This is a genomic window from Amycolatopsis sp. NPDC051128, from assembly GCF_040682715.1.
In the GTDB taxonomy this organism is placed as follows: Bacteria; Actinomycetota; Actinomycetes; order Mycobacteriales; family Pseudonocardiaceae; genus Amycolatopsis.
In genome coordinates, this window is record NZ_JBFBBN010000004.1 from 312,109 (window position 1) to 328,593 (window position 16,485).

Consider the following 16,485-nt stretch of genomic DNA (forward strand, 5'->3'; position numbering starts at 1 on the left):
CCGCGGGTCCCGGCTCGCCCGCCAACCCCTCTAGTCGAATCAACCCCAAGGGGATGCAAAGACGTGCTGGACGTCAATTTCTTCGATGAGCTCCGGATCGGCCTTGCCACCGCTGACGACATCCGTCAGTGGTCCTTCGGTGAAGTGAAGAAGCCGGAGACCATCAACTACCGCACGCTCAAGCCCGAGAAGGACGGCCTCTTCTGCGAGAAGATCTTCGGCCCGACCCGGGACTGGGAGTGCTACTGCGGCAAGTACAAGCGGGTCCGGTTCAAGGGCATCATCTGTGAGCGCTGCGGCGTCGAGGTCACTCGCGCCAAGGTGCGCCGTGAGCGGATGGGCCACATCGAGCTGGCCGCGCCGGTCACCCACATCTGGTACTTCAAGGGTGTTCCGTCCCGCCTGGGCTACCTGCTCGACCTGGCGCCGAAGGACCTCGAGAAGATCATCTACTTCGCTGCTTACGTCATCACCGGCGTGAACACGGAGCTGCGCCACAACGACCTGCCGACCCTCGAGAACGAGATCGGCGTCGAGCGCAAGAACCTCGAGACGAAGCGTGACGCCGACATCGAGGCCCGCGCGCAGAAGCTGGAAGCCGACCTGGCCGAGCTGGAGGCGGAGGGCGCGAAGTCCGACGTCCGCCGCAAGGTCAAGGAGGGCGGCGAGCGCGAGATGCGTCAGCTGCGTGACCGCGCCGGTCGCGAGCTGGACCGGCTCGAGGAGGTCTGGACGACCTTCACGAAGCTCGACACCCGCCAGCTGATCGCCGACGAGCTGCTCTACCGCGAGCTCGTCGACCGCTACGGCGAGTACTTCACCGGCGGCATGGGCGCGGAGGCCATCCAGAAGCTGGCCACCGAGTTCGACGTCAGCGCCGAGGCCGACAACCTGCGCGACACGATCCGCAACGGCAAGGGGCAGAAGAAGCTCCGCGCGCTGAAGCGGCTCAAGGTCGTCGCGGCGTTCCAGGCCACCGGCAACGACCCGCGCGGCATGGTGCTCGACGCCGTCCCGGTCATCCCGCCGGACCTGCGCCCGATGGTGCAGCTCGACGGTGGCCGGTTCGCGACGTCGGACCTGAACGACCTCTACCGCCGCGTGATCAACCGGAACAACCGCCTCAAGCGGCTGATCGACCTCGGCGCGCCCGAGATCATCGTCAACAACGAGAAGCGGATGCTGCAGGAGGCCGTCGACGCGCTGTTCGACAACGGCCGCCGCGGGCGTCCGGTCACCGGCCCGGGCAACCGGCCGCTGAAGTCGCTGTCCGACCTGCTCAAGGGCAAGCAGGGCCGGTTCCGCCAGAACCTGCTCGGCAAGCGCGTCGACTACTCGGGCCGTTCGGTCATCATCGTCGGCCCGCAGCTGAAGCTGCACCAGTGCGGTCTGCCGAAGGACATGGCGCTCGAGCTGTTCAAGCCGTTCGTCATGAAGCGGCTGGTCGACCTGAACCACGCGCAGAACATCAAGTCCGCCAAGCGGATGGTGGAGCGCTCGCGGCCGCAGGTGTGGGACGTGCTGGAAGAGGTCATCACCGGCCACCCGGTGATGCTGAACCGCGCGCCGACCCTGCACCGCCTCGGCATCCAGGCCTTCGAGCCGCAGCTGGTCGAGGGCAAGGCCATCCAGCTGCACCCGCTGGTCTGCGAAGCGTTCAACGCGGACTTCGACGGTGACCAGATGGCGGTGCACCTGCCGCTGTCGGCCGAGGCGCAGGCCGAGGCCCGGATCCTGATGCTGTCGGCGAACAACATCCTGTCGCCGGCGTCGGGCCGTCCGCTCGCCATGCCGCGACTGGACATGGTGACGGGTCTGTTCCACCTGACCCGCCTCACCGAGACGGCCGAGGGCGCGGGCAACGCGTACTCGTCGCCGGCCGAGGCCATCATGGCGTACGACCGCAAGGCGCTGAGCCTGCACGCGCCGGTCAAGATCCGCATCACCGACCGTCAGCCGGCCAAGGCCGACGAGGCGAGGCTCGCGGAGAAGGGCTGGGAGCCCGGCAAGGCGTGGCTGGCCGAGACGACCCTGGGCCGCGTGCTGTTCAACGAGCTGCTGCCGGCGGACTACCCGTTCATCAACGAGCCGATGCCGAAGAAGCGTCAGGCCGCGATCGTGAACGACCTCGCCGAGCGATACTCGATGACCCAGGTCGCGCAGACCCTGGACCGGCTGAAGGACGCCGGTTTCTACTGGGCGACCCGGTCGGGCGTCACCGTCGCCATCTCGGACGTGCTCACCCCGGTGGGCAAGAAGGCCATCCTCGACGAGTACGAGGGCAAGGCCTCCCAGGTGGAGAAGCGCTACCAGCGTGGTCAGCTGTCGCACACCGAGCGCAACAACGAGCTCGTCAAGGTGTGGACGCAGGCCACCGAAGAGGTCCACAAGATCATGGAGACGGCGCTGCCGGACGACAACCCGATCGCGATGATCGTGAAGTCGGGCGCGGCGGGCAACATGACGCAGGTCCGGTCGCTGGCCGGTATGCGTGGCCTGGTGTCGAACCCGAAGGGTGAGTACATCCCGCGTCCGATCAAGGCCAACTTCCGTGAGGGCCTGTCGGTGGCGGAGTACTTCATCGCGACGCACGGTGCCCGGAAGGGCCTGGCGGACACGGCGCTGCGGACCGCCGACTCGGGTTACCTGACCCGGCGTCTGGTGGACGTCTCGCAGGACGTCATCGTCCGCGAGGTCGACTGCGGCACCACCCGCGGCATCATGATGCCGATCGGCGAGGACATCGGCGACGGCAAGGTGCTGCGCGACCAGCACGTCGAGACCAGCGTGTACGCGCGGAACCTCGCGACGGACGCGGTGGACGCCAAGGGCAACGTCGTGCTGAACGCCGGCGACGACATCGGCGACCCGGCCCTCGACAAGCTGATCTCCAGCGGCATCTCGAAGGTCAAGGTCCGCTCGGTGCTGACCTGCGAGTCGGCCGTCGGCATCTGCGCGACCTGCTACGGCCGCTCGATGGCGACCGGTCAGCTCGTCGACGTCGGCGAGGCCGTGGGTATCGTCGCGGCCCAGTCGATCGGTGAGCCAGGTACGCAGCTGACGATGCGTACGTTCCACCAGGGTGGTGTCGCCGGTGACGACATCACGACCGGTCTGCCCCGTGTCCAGGAGCTGTTCGAGGCCCGGGTCCCGAAGGGCAAGGCGCCGATCGCCGACGTCGATGGCCGGGTGCGCATCGAGGAGAGCGAGCGGTTCTGGAAGATCACGCTGATCCCGGACGACGGCGGCGAAGAGATCGTCTTCGACAAGCTGTCCAAGCGTCAGCGGCTCGCGAACACCCCGAACGGCCCGCTGGGCGACGGTGACCACGTCCACGTCGGTCAGCAGCTGCTCGAGGGCACGCCGGATCCGCACGAGGTCCTGCGGGTCATGGGCCCGCGTGAGGCGCAGATGCACCTCACCGACGAGGTCCAGAAGGTGTACCGCGCGCAGGGTGTGTCGATCCACGACAAGCACATCGAGGTCATCGTCCGGCAGATGCTGCGCCGGGTGACGGTCATCGACTCCGGTGGCACGGACTTCCTGCCGGGCGAACTGCCCGAGCGGACCAAGTTCGAGGCGAAGAACCGTTCGACGGTCTCCGAAGGCGGCGAGCCGGCTTCGGGTCGTCCGGTGCTGATGGGGATCACGAAGGCGTCGCTCACCACGGACTCGTGGCTGTCGGCGGCCTCGTTCCAGGAGACCACGCGAGTCCTGACCGACGCGGCCATCAACGGCCGCTCGGACCGGCTCGTCGGCCTCAAGGAGAACGTGATCATCGGTAAGCTGATCCCGGCCGGTACCGGCATCAACAAGTACCGCAACATCCAGGTGCAGCCGACCGAGGAGGCCCGGGTCGCGGCGTACGCGATCCCGTCCTACGACGACGGCTACTACACCCCGGACGTGTTCGGTACGGGCACCGGTGCCGCGGTTCCGCTGGACGACTACGACTTCGGCCGCGACTTCCGCTGAAGCTGATTCGACGAAAGGCCCTCGCCGGTTTCCGGCGGGGGCCTTTCGGGTTTCGCAACTGTCACCCAAACGGGTATTCACCCCACTTCGATCCCGCTAGAGTGAGCCGGTTCACGCGGCTCGGGGGCTTTGCGCGTTCAACGGGTAATCAGGGGTGACTGTTCGTGAACATATCCAAGAGTGCGAGATCGCTCGCGCGCGGTTTCGCCACGCTCACGGCCGCGGCCGTGCTGACCAGCGTGTTCGCCGGCCCGGCGGCCGCGGACGAGCCGACACCGACCGCCACCGCACCGGCCACATCCGAAGCGCCGTCCACTTCGAAGGCCCCGGTTCCGGAGCCGAGTTCCGCACCGAGCTCCACCGAGCCGGAGAACAAGCCCGCGGCGGCGCAGCCGCAGGCCGCGCCGGACGACCAAGCGCAGGTCACTGCCACGGCTGCCCTCGGCAAAACGGTGTACCAGTCCGACGAGGACATCCCCTTCACCTTCACGCTGACCAACACCGGAACGGTCCCTGCCAAGGGCATCCACATCGCCCAGAGCATGAGCAAGCCGACCGACCTGCTCGTCTTCTTCGACGACAACGGCTGGGGCAAGCTCGTGCAGCAGTCGGGTGTGGACCTCCAACCGGGGGAGAGCTTCGAGCTGAAGAAGACGGGGAAGATCCGGGACATCACCCAGACGGAGGTGGTCCTCGAGGGGCAGGTCTTCGACAGCGACGGCGGCCGGGTCGCCTACTTCGGCGCCACGGCGAAGGTCGAGCAGACGCTGCTGCCCGCCCGGGGCACGGTGTACGGCGACCGGAACGGCAACGGCGTCTTCGACGACGGCGAGCAGCTGACCGGCATCCCGGTCACGCTGCGGTACCCGTACGGCTCGAACCAGTACGCGGCCACGAGCGGCCCCGAGGGGAAGATCGACTTCGGCAAGGTCCCGTCGGCCACGTACAACCTCGGTGGCGTGCCGGCCGGCGACTGGCTGATCCCGTTCCAGAACGTCCACGTCGGAACGGGCTCGAAGGACCTGCTCATCCGGGCCGTGCCGCCGCTGCACGGCGCGCTGAAGGCGTCGATGGTGTTCACCCAGGAGAGCTACCAGCCCGGCGACCTCGCGCACCTCACCGTGACGCTGTCCAACTCCGGCTCGATCCCGCTCACCGGCATCGTGGCCTCGTGCGACCGCTTCGGCTCCGACTTCGCGCTGAAGGGCGGCCCCGGGTGGGGAGATCTCGACACCTTTGCCGACGGCGTGACGATCGCTCCCGGACAGACGCGGACCTTCGACGTCACCGAGCGGGTGCCGGACGCGGCTCGGAACAGCGGCGTCGTCACGGCGGACTGCGACTTCGGCTACCGCGAGGTCGGCATCGAGGAGCACCCGAACGCGAGCGCCCAGGCGGCGGTGCCCGGGGTCAAGGCGACCGTGGTCGGCGACGTGGCCGTCTACGACGACCGTGGCGAGATCAAGCAGCCGGTCGCCGGCGTCAAGGTCGTGCTGGTGTCCGACCGGCACTGCCCGGTCACGGCCGAACAGACGACCGATGCGAAGGGCCACTTCGAGTTCCACGGCGTGGTGCCCGGGCCTGAGTACCGGCTGTTCTTCCTGCCGCCGGCGGGGTGGAAGATCAAGGACGAGAACCCCTGGTCGATCTTCGTCCGCGGCCCGGCGGACCGCCCGGTCAAGCTCCAGGTCGAAGCGGAGCAGGGTGATGCGCCGCTGCCCGCGGTGCCGGCCAACCCGGCGGACTGCACCGCCGGTGCCCCGACCTCGACGACCGGCGCACCGGGCGGGACCGGCGGTGGCCAGAGCGGCGGCTCCGGGCTGGCCAGCACCGGCGTCGACGCGGTTGGGCTCGGCGCGCTCGCGTTGCTCGCCCTCGCCCTTGGCGGCGGCCTGGTGTTCGGCGCCCGTCGTCGCCGGCGCACGATCTGACGCTGGAAAGCGAAGCGCCCCCGGTCCACAGCGGACCGGGGGCGCTTTTCGCGTCAGTGCAGGCTTCCGCGGGACACCGGGAAGTCGAAGTAGGTGTCCGGGAACGGCTCGCCGTTCAGCGTGAAGTGCCACCACTCCTCGGGCAGGTTGCGGAAGCCCGCGGCGGCCATGGTGTTCTTGAGCAGCAGGCGGTTCTCGTGCGGGAGGCCGGTGATCGCCGGGTTGTCGGTGTGGGCGAGCGGGTCGAAGCAGTCGTAGCCGGTGCCCATGTCGGCCGTGTTGTCGGGGAATCGCTGGTCCTGCGGCGCGAAGCAGGGCTTGAGCGGCTCCCCTGGCCGGTAGGGCCGCTGGGGCCGCGGCGGGAGCTTGACGAGGGTGAGGTCCATGGTGCTGCCGCGGCTGTGCCCGGACTTCTCGGCGATGTACCCCTCGGCGAAGAGCCGGTCCTTGGCGACGTTCGGGTAGAACTCGGCCTTCATCTTCTCGTCGGCCAGGTCCTTCGCCCACCGCACGAAGTGGTCGACGGCGCGCTGCGGGCGGTAGCAGTCGTACACCTTGAGGGTGTAGCCCTGCTTCTTCAGCTGTTCCTCGGCTTTTCGCAGGCCTTCGGCGGCCTGCCGGGTCAGGATGCAGAGGGGCGCCAGGTACCCGTCGACGCGCCGCCCGACGAAGTTGTGCCGCGTGGCGTAGCGCATGTCCTGCAGGATCGACGGCGCCACGTCGGAGAGCGCGACGAACCCGGTGGGTGCGACAGGCGTGGTGGCCTGCGCCGGGGTGGGGACGGCGAGGGTGGCCATGGCGGTGAGGGTGACGGCGAGCGCGCGCACCCTCCGAGTGAAGATCGGCATCCCTCTCGTCTAGCAGCTGAGCGCCCGGAACTCAGCCGCTCTTCGGGTCACGACCAGCCTTCCGGAGTCGATGCCCGGAGGAAGTCGTCCGCCGGCGGCTGCACCGGCCGCCCTTCGAACTGTGTCGACAGCACCACCGACGACCGCAGCTCGCCGTGCTTGCCCAGGCGCTCCAGCAGGCCCTCGAAGTGCTCGAGTGACGCTGCGCGGATCTTCAGCATCGTGCAGTGGTCGCCGCTGAGCCGGTGGATCTCGACGACCTCCGGGTAGTCCTCGGACTTCGACGTCTTCAGCAGGCAGTTGCTCAGCGCGCACCGCATCTCGACGAACGCCTGCAGCGGCTGGCCCGCGCGCCGCGCGTCGACCTGGGCGCGGTAGCCGGTGATCACCCCGGCCTCCTCGAGCCGCCGCACCCGCTCGGCCACCGCCGGCGCCGACAGGTTGATCCGCCTGCCGAGCTCCTTGAACGACAGCCTCCCGTCGGTCTGCAGCAGGTCGAGCAGCCGCCAGTCGACGTCGTCCAGCGGCTTTTCCGAACGAAAGGTCATGGCCCCCATCTTCCTTCCGAACCGCGCCCCGAGCGACCGAAATCCCGTTGATCGTCCCTTCGGCGCGCGGCCGGAAATCCCTAAAGTTCCTGGTCATGGGGACTTTGACGACCACCGGGCGGACCCGGTCGATGGGGGCGCTGTTCGCCGGCGTCGCGTTGCTCAACACGGCCACGGTCGGCCTGAGCACGGCGGCGACGCTGATCGTCGCGGCGGGCAGCGGGCCGGGCTGGAGCGGGCTGCCGAGCGTCGCGAGCGTGCTCGGCACCGCGGCCGGCGCGCTCGGCGCCGGGCTGCTGCTGCCGGGGCTCGGCCGCCGCCGTGTCCTGGTGTCCGGCTACGGCGTCGCGGTGCTCGGCGCGCTGACCGCGTTCGCCGCCGCGCTGGCGACGTCGGTGCTGCCGTTGCTGCTGGGCATCCTGCTGGTCGGCGTGGGCAACGGCGGCGCGCAGCTGTCCCGCTACCTCGCCGCCGACCTGTACCCGGCGGAACGCCGGGGCCGCGCGCTGGCGACGGTCGTCTGGGCCGGGACGGTCGGCGCGCTCGCCGGTCCGGCGCTCATGGCGCCCGCGGCGCACGTCGTGACCGGCTTCGGCTGGCCGTCGCTGTCGGGGCCGGTCGCGGTGGCGGTGCTGGCCACGGCGGGTGCGGCGCTGGCGGCGGCGCTCCTGCCGCGCGATGTCCCGCCGCCACCAGAACCGGTGGTCGTCGCGCGCGGGCCGGTGCGCTCGGCCGCCGTCGCGCGCCCGCTGGTCGCGATGGTCGCCGCGCAGCTCACGATGGTCGCGGTGATGACCATGACGCCGTTGCAGCTACAGAGCCACGGCCACGGCCTCGAAGTCGTCGGCTGGGTGCTGAGCGCGCACATGATCGGCATGTTCGCGCTGGCGCCGCTCAGCGGGCGGATCGCCGACCGGTGGGGCCCGCGCGTGACGGTCAACGCCGGCCTCGGCGTGCTGGCGCTGGCGACGGCGACCGCGATCGCGGCGCCGACGGCACACACTTCCGGGCTGCCGGTGGCGTTGTTCCTGCTCGGGTACGGCTGGAACCTGGTGTTCGTCGGCGGCAGCGCGCAGCTGAGCCGCGACCTCGCGCCCGAGACGCGTCGCCGGGCGCAGGGTTTCGCCGACGCGGTCGTCTGGTCGGCCTCCGCGCTGGCGGCGCTGGGTTCGGGGCAGCTGTTCGCCGGCGGCGGGTACGCGCTCGTCGCGGTCGTCGGCGGGATACTGGCCATGCTCCCGCTGGCGTTGCTCGCTCCCCGCAAGTCGTGACAGCCGGTGATCTTTCCCGGTCGACGGAAAGTAGTGGGGTCGTTGTCGGCAAATCTCTCCTCGCCGACGTCACCGGAGGCTGGTGAAGATGGGCCGTGGCTGACTCGGTGCCTTTCACGGACAACTTCTCGGACCTCTCGAACACGCAGGGGTACCAGTTCGAGTTCCGGTGCGAACGCTGCGGCAACGGCTACCGGTCCCCCTTCCAGCGTGACAACGTCGAGACGGGGCGAAGCGTGCTTCGCGCTGTCGGCTCGTTCTTCGGCGGGACGTTGCGAGATCTCAGCAACTCGGCCGACCAGTGGCGCTACGACCGCGCGACGAACTCGCCGGCCAAGGACCGCGCGCTGGCCGCGGCGGTCGAGGCGATCACCCCGAGCTTCCGCCAGTGCCGCGGCTGCGGCGACTGGATGTGCCAGGACCAGTGCTGGAACGAGGAGATCGGCCAGTGCCTGCGGTGTTCGCCGAGTGTCGCGGAGGAGATCTCGCGCGCGCAGGCGTCCGCCCAGCGCGACCAGATCTGGGACAAGGCCCGCGAGAAGGACTGGACTTCCGGCCTGGACATCGACACCCGCGCCAAGGTCACTTGCCCGGGGTGCGGCCTCAAGGCCGACGGCGGCAAGTTCTGCTCGTCGTGTGGCACGTCGCTGGCGCTGAAGGTCGGCTGCGGCGGCTGCGGGAGCGAAAGCAACAAGCCGGGCGCGATGTTCTGCTCGGACTGCGGCGCGAAGCTCTGAGTCGCACTGCTTCGGAAACCGGCGTTTCCGCACTGATTTCCACGAATTCCGTCAGCTCTGCGAGTACGTCCTGCGATGGCTTGCCGCGCCCTTTTTCCGACATCGACAAACCGCCGTCATCACGGGTATTTGTCTAGGGTGCGCGAGGGGGGCTCGCGGGCTCGGAACCGGATCGGGAGGCCGTTCCGGAACTCGTGGAGGAGGGCGCGGCGTGGCTGCCGACGGTACGGGCGGGGACGACCCGGGATGGCCCGGTGGCACGGTGATGTCGCGGTTGCCGGCTGCGCTGGCCGGTGAGCTGCTGCGGCTGGGGACCCCGAAAGCGTGTCCGGCTGGGACCGTTCTGCTGCACCAAGGCGAGCCCAGCAAGCACGTTTTCCTCCTGGGACACGGAAAACAGCCCCAGCTGGCGTGCGTCAAGGTCACCGCGGCGGCCCGGAACGGCACCGAGAGCCTGCTGGGCATCAGGATCAGCGGCGACCTCGTCGGCGAAATGGGCGTGCTGCGCGAGGGTCCGCGCTCGGCCACGGTCACGACGTGCCGGGCGATGACGGTGCACTGGATCGCGCTGGAGCACTTCCGGCTCTTCCTGCAGCGCAGGGAAGAAGCCTGGCGGGTGGTCTGCCACATGATCGCCGACCGGCTCGACTGGGCGAACCGCCGCCGTCTCGACTTCGCCGGGTACGACACGGCGGTGCGGCTCGCCCGGGTCCTGCTCGAACTCGCCGTGGACCACGGCACGCCCGGCGAGGCCGGGGTGCGGCTGGGGATCCAGCTCTCCCAACCGGAATTCGGCAAACTCATCGGCGCGGGCCGGGACGCGATTCAATTGGCAGTCCGTCAATTGAAGGACAGGAACTATATCGCGTGCCGATACCGGACAGTAACCATTCTTGACCCGAACGGGCTAGCGACGTTCGCTGATCCTGGCTAACAAACCGGTGCAGATCACGGAATTTTCCGGAGTCTCGGTCACGGAGTGCAGGCAGACTCGGCGCTCATCTCTTACCGGCTCCGAAAAGGACGATGACCTTGGCTCGCGGCAGCGATTTTTCCCGCCACCTGCTCGTTTCCATGGATGTACAAGGCTATGGCGGCCGAGACGACCGGCAGCACGCTTCCATCCAGTCCGGCCTGCTCGCGGTGGCCGACACGGCCGCCGCCCGCAGCGGCCTGGACCGGACGACCTGGCACCGGCAGGGCGCCGGCGACGGTGAACTGGCGATCCTCCCGGCGGGGGTTCCGGAACCGGCCGTCACCGACGACTACGTCCGCGAGCTCGTCGCGGCGCTCGCGGACCACAACCACGACCTCGCGGCCGACGCCCGGATGCGCGTCCGGATCGCGATCCACCACGGGGTCGCGATGCCCGGCGCGAATGGCTGGACGGGGCAGGGTGTCGTGGGTGTGAGCCGCCTCGTCGACAGCGCGCCACTGCGCGGCGCCCTCCACACGTTTCCGGACGCCGACCTGGCCGTGCTCGTGTCGCGGCAGATCTACACCGACGTCGTCGCCCAGCGGCACACCTCGCTGAAGCCCGCCGAATTCCGGGAAGTCGTGGTGCGGCAGAAGGAATTCACCGACGTGGCGTGGCTGCGGGTACCGGGGTACGACGTCCACGGCGCCCCGCCGGCCGCGGATCCCCCGGACCGGCCGCCCGCTGTCACGGCCGGGCACCACTACCGCGCCGAGGCGATGACCGTGATCAACGGGACCGTCGACGCGCCGAACTCCGTCTTCGGAATCCAGCACGGCCGATGAGCGAGGAGGAACCGGCGGAGAAGCCGGCCGAGGTGCCGGAACCGGCCCCCGGCGACGACTACACCGAACAGCTCACCGGCGCGGTCAACCAGTTCAACGGCCCGATCTACGCCGAGGGCGCCCAGTTCGGCATCGGCCCGCGGCGGCCGGAGCGGGTCAAGGCGGCGGTCGGGAAGCTCGACGACGTCGACGTCGTGGCCGAGCTGCGCCACTACGTCACGCCCGCCTGCTACGACACGGCGTTGGCCGCCCTGCGCAAGGACCACGTCGTCGGCCTGCACGGGAGCCAGGGGAGCGGCAAGCGGACCGGGGCGATCGCGCTGCTGCGCGAAGTCACCCAGGGCCCGTTGTACGTGCTGTCCCCGATGAACCGGCTCGAGAGCCTCGCCGAACGCGAGTACGCGGCCGGGAACGGCTACGTCATCGCCGACCACATCGCCGAGCGAAAAGCCGCGGACGTCGACTTCACGTGGCGGACGGTCCGCGACCGCGTCCGCGACCAGGGGGCCTACCTCGTCGTCACGACGACCACTCCCGCCGAGCCGGCCGATGTGGACGCCGTCGCCCAGGTGAGCTGGGTCCCGCCCGACCTGCGGAAGGTGCTGCTGGCCCGGCTCGCCGGTCTCGAGGACGCCGAACGGATCAGCGAGCAGCTCTTCGAGGCCTGTCCCGGCGGCGGGCGGCTCGGCGACCTGGTCGCGGTGGCGGCCGCGCTCAACGAGGGGAAGACACTGGACGAGGCGCTGCCGAAGCTGGACGCGTCCCTGCAGGACCGCGTCCGGGCGTGGTTCGACGAGGAGCGCGACGAGCGTGACTACCTGGCCGTCACCGCGCTGGCCTTCCTCGACGGCGCGCGGCAGCGCACCTTCGAGTCCGCGTTGGGCCGGCTGGAAACCAAGCTCGCCGAGACGGTCGTGACGAGGGAGCCGGAAGCAGTCGAACGGCAGCAGCCCGAGCTGCTGCGCAAGCACCGGCTCAAGCTCTACGCTCACGACAGCCTGATCAAGATCGAGCGCGTCGGTTCGGACGGCGTCGCGCGGCACTGCCCGCTCTTCAGGGAGCCGAGGTACCGCGGGTTCGTCCTCGCGGAGCTGTGGGCCCGCGAGGAAGCGCCGTTCTGGGACGGCGTCTCGGCGTGGCTGGACGAAGTGATGCCGCAGGAAGGTCTGCGGGTCGCCGCCGGCCTTGCCGAGCTCGCGCGGTACGCCTTCGACGAGGTCGACGACATCCTGGCGCCGTGGGCCGACGGGCAGCAGGGCTGGCCCGGCCAGACCACCGCGACGCACGTGCTGTGGCTGCTGAGCTACGACGAAGCGCTGGCACCGGAGGCCCTGCGGCTGGCCGCGAACTGGGCGGGCCGCGGCACCCCCGCCGAACGGTGGACCGGGGCGGTCGCGCTGAGCGGCGAACTCGGCGCGCGCTACCCGCACGAGGCGGCCAACCGCCTGTGGCAGCTGATCCACCAGAGCCACACGGTGACCGGCGACGCGCACGTCGCGCTCGCCGGCCTGTTCGTCACGCTCACCCGGCGGACCGAGGGCGCCGGGATCGTGCTGACGCTGCTGGACGGGAAGCTTCGGCGGCTGGCCAAGCCCGGCGCGACGCCGGAACTCGCGCGTGTCACGACGCGCGCGATCCTCAGCGTTCTCGCCGCGCGTGACCGGATCACCGGCCGCCACGCCGCGATCACCTACCTCTGCGACGCGCGCGAGCGGGCCGCACCGGTCGAAGGCCGGCTGTGGGCCGCGGTGCTGCGCAACCGGCCCACCCGCAAACGCGCTCTCACCGTGCTGCGGGCGGCCCTCGACGACCTCAAGCACCTCTGCGACGACCCGGTCGCCGTCGCGACCTCGCTGGGCGAGGCCATCTCGACGGCGTTGTCGCCGGGGGAAGCCGACCATCTCCGCGCGGACTTCGCCGCGCTCGAAGCCCGCACCCACGAGGACAGTTCCCCGCTGGTCGAGCACCTGCTCGCCGCGATCGCCCACCTGCACCGAGAGGCTGCCGCACTGCCATGACCGAGCCCTACCCGATCGTCGAGCAGCGATCCCTGGACCCCGCCCAGGTCAGGGGGAAGTTCTTCTGGCGCAAGGAATACCGCCGGCACGACGAGCTGCCCCGGCCGAACGCGCACCAGGTGTTCGTCTACCGCGTCGACGGTGAGTACGTCCTCGACAGCGCCCAGCGGCGGCTGGACGAAGAGCAGGTCGTCAACGCCACGCACGTCAGCCTGGTCGACCTGACCCGCGACGCCGAAGTGCTCGTGGAGCTGGCCATCCCGTGCGTCGAAGCCGAAGACTTCACCATGCGCGTCACGTTCGTCTGCACGGTGACCGACGCCGTCAGCGTCGTGCGCGAAGGCCGCGGTGACGCCCAGACGCTCCTGCGGGCCTATCTCAAGAGCCACCACCGGATCTTCGAGCTCGGGCTGAAGTACCGGCTCGACGAAGTCAACGAGGTTCGCCGGGACGTCAACGCCCAGGTGAAGGCCTTCACCACCCTCAAGCCTCCGGTGATCTCGGGGATCGCCGTCGAACTGCGCAGCGTCGAAGTGCTCACGCCGGACGAGGTCCGGCAGCTCATGGGGAACCGCCGCAGCATCGAATACCAGCACGAGCTGAACACGACGCAGCAGCGCCTGGACCACTCGCTGACGAAGGACCGCCAGCACAACGACCAGCTGCTCGGCACCGAACGACTGATCCACGAGCAGCGGCTGGACCGGGAGCGCACCCACCACACCGGCGTCGTCGAGGCCGAACGGCAGCGGTACGAGCTCAAGCTGCGGGGCGAGCGGAACGACTTCGAGCGGGAGCAGCGCGGGCACGATCGCGAGGAGATCACGGCGCTCGCCTCGATCATTCGTGACAACCCGGACAGCGCGCTGGCCAACGCCTATGTGACGGGTTCACTCGACGCGACCGAACTGGCCGAGCGGCTGCTGACCGAAAACCGCCACCGCGCCGAGATCGAGCGCATGGAGCGGCAGGCCGAGTTCGACCGCGAGCACGAAGAGTGGCTCCTCGAAACCGAGCGGGGCAACGAACAGCGTCGCTGGGAGCGGGAGGACCACGGTCGCGCGCGGGCCGACACCTGGCGCGCGAAGGAGATCAGGCTCGAAGTGGTCCGGGAGCTCGCCAAGCGTGGCCACCTCGACATGACGAACCTGAACGCGAACCAGCTGATCGCCGAGCTCACCGGGGCCGAGCCGCCGGAAGAGATCGAGCAAGGGGCCAAGCCGGAGCTGGCCGCGGCGCAGGCCGAAGCCGACGACGACACCGGGGTGAGGGAAGAGGATGTCAGTTGACACCGAGGCGCCCACCCGGGGCGCCCTGCCGCCGGACGTCCCCCTGGGCACGTACCGGCCGGTCGACCCGCACCGCGGGCCGGGCCGGTGGCTGCGGGGCCTGGCCGGGGTCCGCGAGGAGATCCTGGACTGGGTCCCGGAGGAACGGCCGAGGTACACGCGGCTCGGTGCCATCATCTTCAACACCGGCCTGCTCGCCGGGGTGTCGCTGCTGGTCGCGCTGACCACCCTGACGACGGTGCCCTGGGTGCTCCTGCTGCCGGCCGGCGTGCTCTGGGCGTACGTCATCATCAGCTTCGACGGCTGGCTCATCGCCAGCACGCACGGCATGCTCGGCGCGGGCAAGGCGAAGGTGATCGTCCCCCGGCTGGTGATCTCGCTGCTGATGGGTGCGGTGATCGCGGAGCCGCTGGTGCTGTGGGTCTTCCAGCCCGCCATCCACAAGGAGGTCCTGGACGGCAGGCAGAACGAGCTGTCGGGCTACGAAAGCCAGTACCGGCATTGCAACCCCGAAGGGGCACCGGCGCTGAAGACGCCCGATTGCGCGGACTTCCAGCTGGTCATCAAGGACTCGCCGGAGGCAGCGCAGCAGGAACTCGACAAGGCCGTCAAGAACCGCGACGCGGCGAAGTCCGAGTACGACGCCCTCTACGCCCAGTGGGACGGGCTGGAGAAGCTGGCCCGCGCGGAGTGCAGCGGCGCCCGGGGTGAAGGGCTCACGGGCGTGGCGGGCGACGGTCCCGAATGCGACCGGAACCGGCAGGTGGCCGACCGCTTCCGCGACGACAACCGGCTCGAACGGCGGCAGGCCGACCTGACCGCGGCCAACACGCGGATCGACGAGCTGACCAGGGCGCTGGGTGGCGCCAAGCAGACCGCCGGACGGCAGATCAGCGAGGCCATCACCGCGAAGGTCGCCGAGAAGCGCGAGAACCAGGGCTCGATCGGCATCCTCGACGAGGACGAGGCGCTCGGGCGGCTCGCCGAGCGCAGCGGGTTCGTCTCCGCGGCGCAGTGGCTGGTGCGGCTGCTGCTGATCGCGATCGACTGCCTCCCGGCGCTGACCAAGCTGATGAGCTCGTCGACGGCCTACGACGTGCTCGTCTCCCGGCAGGTCGAGGTCGCGCGCCGGCTGCACGACCGGCACGTCACGCTGCGGGAACGGCAGGACAGCGCGGACAACGACGTCTGGCTGCAGCGCACCGAGTACAACCTGCGGACCCGGATCGGCAGCATCGAGGAGGCCGACCGGTCCGCCCGCGCCGAGCGGGAGTCCGGTTTGGATGCCGAGATCGACGCGCTGGCCGCGAAGCTGCGCAACCAGTCGTAGGGGAGGTGCGGGGAAGGCCACGCCGAGGGACCCGGAGTCTCTCGGTGTGGCCTTCCGGCCGGGTGAGGGCCCCGGCGACGTGGTGCGTCGGCGCCCCACTCCACGCTCCCGGACCGGGGACGTCGTCCGGCGGGTTCCGGCGGCGCCCGGCACCATGGGGACATGACACCCGTCACGAAGCGCCTCACGGTGGTGGCCGTCGTGCTGATCACGGCGGGCGCGGTCCTGCTGTCGGCGGGCTCGCTCGGCTACCAGGCGACGTCCGACCGGCCCGACGCCAACATCGGCGCCGGGCTCGCCCTCATCGCCGGGCCATACGTCGTCGGCCTCGGCCTCGTGTTCGCGCTGTCGGCGGCCTTGACCCACCTCGCGACACGTCGCCGCTGAGCCCGTCACCCTGCGTGAGCAATGGGCGAGAGTGTGACACACGGAACGGTCGCTCCGGTCCCGCTGCGCGTCATCCGACCGGGTAATGGGTAGGTTTCGGCGCAGGGGAAGCTAGGGACGACGCGCTAGGAGTGTGTGATGACCAGCACCGAAGGGGCCGGACGGCCCGACGAAGAACCGAAGTCGACGGGGAGCCACGCGGCCCCCGAGGGAGCTGGCGTGCACCCGCTCATCGACCTGTCCCGGGACCCCAACCCCGGAAAACCGGACCACGCGAAGCCGGACGAAGACTGAGTTCACCGGCGTGACCTGACGGAGCCGTGCCGGCCGGGCGCGGCTCTGCCGGCAGCTTCGTGAACGAGTCGCTCACCTCGCCCGGACCCGGGAAAG

Annotated in this window: 13 protein-coding genes; 11 read left to right on the plus strand and 2 right to left on the minus strand. The window is 70.0% G+C overall.

Annotated elements, in window-relative coordinates; genetic code table 11:
* The first annotated feature begins 63 nt into the window (after nucleotides 1-63).
* Nucleotides 64-3,975 carry a DNA-directed RNA polymerase subunit beta' gene (locus tag AB0M82_RS07365; RefSeq protein WP_364718455.1) on the plus strand — a complete coding sequence of 1,304 codons (3,912 nt, stop codon included), beginning with the start codon at nucleotides 64-66 and terminating at the stop codon, nucleotides 3,973-3,975.
* A 164-nt stretch (nucleotides 3,976-4,139) separates the two neighbouring features.
* A complete protein-coding gene (locus AB0M82_RS07370; protein ID WP_364718457.1) occupies nucleotides 4,140-5,906 on the plus strand; it encodes a hypothetical protein in 1,767 nt (588 codons plus the stop codon).
* Between the two features lie 53 nt (nucleotides 5,907-5,959).
* On the opposite strand, the gene AB0M82_RS07375 is transcribed toward AB0M82_RS07370, so the two are convergent.
* Nucleotides 5,960-6,754: a M15 family metallopeptidase gene (locus AB0M82_RS07375; RefSeq protein WP_364718459.1), complete on the minus strand. Its 795-nt coding sequence runs from the start codon at nucleotides 6,752-6,754 to the stop codon at nucleotides 5,960-5,962.
* Nucleotides 6,755-6,801: 47 nt separating this feature from the next.
* A complete protein-coding gene (locus AB0M82_RS07380; protein ID WP_364718461.1) occupies nucleotides 6,802-7,302 on the minus strand; it encodes an Lrp/AsnC family transcriptional regulator in 501 nt (166 codons plus the stop codon).
* Between the two features lie 95 nt (nucleotides 7,303-7,397).
* Between AB0M82_RS07380 and AB0M82_RS07385 the strand changes: the two genes are divergently transcribed.
* The 9 genes from AB0M82_RS07385 (at nucleotide 7,398) to AB0M82_RS07425 (ending at nucleotide 16,389) form a co-directional block, all read left to right on the plus strand.
* On the plus strand, nucleotides 7,398-8,573 hold the full coding sequence (locus AB0M82_RS07385; protein ID WP_364718463.1) for an MFS transporter: 1,176 nt from the start codon (nucleotides 7,398-7,400) through the stop codon (nucleotides 8,571-8,573).
* Nucleotides 8,574-8,680: 107 nt separating this feature from the next.
* Nucleotides 8,681-9,310, plus strand: coding sequence for a zinc ribbon domain-containing protein (locus AB0M82_RS07390; protein ID WP_364718465.1), 630 nt, complete (start codon nucleotides 8,681-8,683; stop codon nucleotides 9,308-9,310).
* A 211-nt stretch (nucleotides 9,311-9,521) separates the two neighbouring features.
* A complete protein-coding gene (locus AB0M82_RS07395) occupies nucleotides 9,522-10,244 on the plus strand; it encodes a Crp/Fnr family transcriptional regulator (protein WP_364718467.1) in 723 nt (240 codons plus the stop codon).
* A gap of 140 nt (nucleotides 10,245-10,384) precedes the next feature.
* On the plus strand, nucleotides 10,385-11,071 hold the full coding sequence (locus AB0M82_RS07400; RefSeq protein ID WP_364718469.1) for a hypothetical protein: 687 nt from the start codon (nucleotides 10,385-10,387) through the stop codon (nucleotides 11,069-11,071).
* Nucleotides 11,068-13,089, plus strand: a complete 2,022-nt coding sequence (locus tag AB0M82_RS07405; RefSeq protein ID WP_364718471.1) for a hypothetical protein — start codon at nucleotides 11,068-11,070, stop codon at nucleotides 13,087-13,089. Before AB0M82_RS07400 ends, AB0M82_RS07405 begins: the two co-directional genes overlap by 4 nt.
* On the plus strand, nucleotides 13,086-14,378 hold the full coding sequence (locus AB0M82_RS07410) for a hypothetical protein (protein WP_364718473.1): 1,293 nt from the start codon (nucleotides 13,086-13,088) through the stop codon (nucleotides 14,376-14,378). The genes AB0M82_RS07405 and AB0M82_RS07410 overlap by 4 nt, the downstream gene beginning before the upstream one ends.
* Entirely contained in the window at nucleotides 14,368-15,708 is a 1,341-nt protein-coding gene (locus AB0M82_RS07415) for a DUF4407 domain-containing protein (protein ID WP_364718475.1), read from the plus strand. Before AB0M82_RS07410 ends, AB0M82_RS07415 begins: the two co-directional genes overlap by 11 nt.
* Nucleotides 15,709-15,870: 162 nt before the next feature.
* Nucleotides 15,871-16,095 (plus strand): hypothetical protein, encoded by a 225-nt coding sequence (locus tag AB0M82_RS07420; protein ID WP_364718477.1) that lies wholly within the window; start codon nucleotides 15,871-15,873, stop codon nucleotides 16,093-16,095.
* A 138-nt stretch (nucleotides 16,096-16,233) separates the two neighbouring features.
* Complete coding sequence (locus AB0M82_RS07425) at nucleotides 16,234-16,389, plus strand: hypothetical protein (protein ID WP_086857727.1); 156 nt, start codon at nucleotides 16,234-16,236, stop codon at nucleotides 16,387-16,389.
* Nucleotides 16,390-16,485 lie beyond the last annotated feature (96 nt).

Excerpts from the sequence above, each read along its gene's own strand:
- AB0M82_RS07400 (WP_364718469.1), top strand. The coding sequence starts at position 10,385 with ATGGATGTACAAGGCTATGGCGGCCGAGACGACCGGCAGCACGCTTCC.
- AB0M82_RS07380 (WP_364718461.1), bottom strand. The coding sequence starts at position 7,302 with ATGACCTTTCGTTCGGAAAAGCCGCTGGACGACGTCGACTGGCGGCTG.
- AB0M82_RS07420 (WP_364718477.1), top strand. The coding sequence starts at position 15,871 with ATGACACCCGTCACGAAGCGCCTCACGGTGGTGGCCGTCGTGCTGATC.
- AB0M82_RS07405 (WP_364718471.1), top strand. The coding sequence starts at position 11,068 with ATGAGCGAGGAGGAACCGGCGGAGAAGCCGGCCGAGGTGCCGGAACCG.
- AB0M82_RS07415 (WP_364718475.1), top strand. The coding sequence starts at position 14,368 with ATGTCAGTTGACACCGAGGCGCCCACCCGGGGCGCCCTGCCGCCGGAC.
- AB0M82_RS07385 (WP_364718463.1), top strand. The coding sequence starts at position 7,398 with ATGGGGACTTTGACGACCACCGGGCGGACCCGGTCGATGGGGGCGCTG.
- AB0M82_RS07410 (WP_364718473.1), top strand. The coding sequence starts at position 13,086 with ATGACCGAGCCCTACCCGATCGTCGAGCAGCGATCCCTGGACCCCGCC.
- AB0M82_RS07425 (WP_086857727.1), top strand. The coding sequence starts at position 16,234 with ATGACCAGCACCGAAGGGGCCGGACGGCCCGACGAAGAACCGAAGTCG.
- AB0M82_RS07375 (WP_364718459.1), bottom strand. The coding sequence starts at position 6,754 with ATGCCGATCTTCACTCGGAGGGTGCGCGCGCTCGCCGTCACCCTCACC.